Consider the following 730-nt stretch of genomic DNA (forward strand, 5'->3'; position numbering starts at 1 on the left):
GTTTTTTTAACTTATATATATCCTAACAGTCAACTGATTCATTATTTTCTAGAAACATCTGAATTTGACAACTATAAGATTCTGTATTAAAGAAATCGTTAAATAACTCCACTTCAATGAAACGGTTAATTTTCAAATGATTTTCTTTTACATATGTAACGATTTTTCTTCGGCATTCTTCCTCGTTCTCTTTACTATAGGCTAACGTTACATATTTTCCCTTTGGTAATATTTTCATACTGTGTTCATCTTCTATATTCAAATCCCCTTGAACACCACTAAAAACATACTTTGGTTCTACATTCCACCCTGCATTCACATCATATATAATCCCTCTTTCCATTGACATTTTCCCTCCCTTCTCATGAATGATTTTTTCTAAATTCGAATAGTAAAGTAACTCCTGTAAACTTCCTACTTCTTTACATGGTGCTATCATTATGTAACGCTGTTCAAAAAACTGAATAGAGATTTCATCATCATATAATATGTCTTTGGAATTCTCTATATTCATATGTAAGCTATCAATGGTTTTGATTACTTCTTGCATTTTCTTTATGTTTTCTTCCGCTTCATCTCTTTTTAATTGTAAAAATTGTAGTAATTTCTCCGTATCACAGTCCTTAAAAATCTCTTGCAGTTCTACTATACTCGTTCGTAACTCTCTACAGCTTTTTATAATATCTATGTGAATAAATTGATCTATAGAATAATATCTATAACCTGTTGC

The 730-nt window shown here is 29.9% G+C and carries 1 protein-coding gene; it reads right to left on the reverse strand.

Annotation, left to right across the window (positions count from 1 at the left end; translation table 11 throughout):
* Positions 1-22: 22 nt before the first annotated feature.
* Positions 23-730: MerR family transcriptional regulator (locus tag V7183_RS19995; protein ID WP_335360602.1), on the reverse strand; the 708-nt coding region annotated here is incomplete at its 5' end.

This window comes from Bacillus sp. JJ1127 (assembly GCF_036965845.1).
Taxonomy (GTDB): Bacteria; Bacillota; Bacilli; order Bacillales; family Bacillaceae_G; genus Bacillus_A.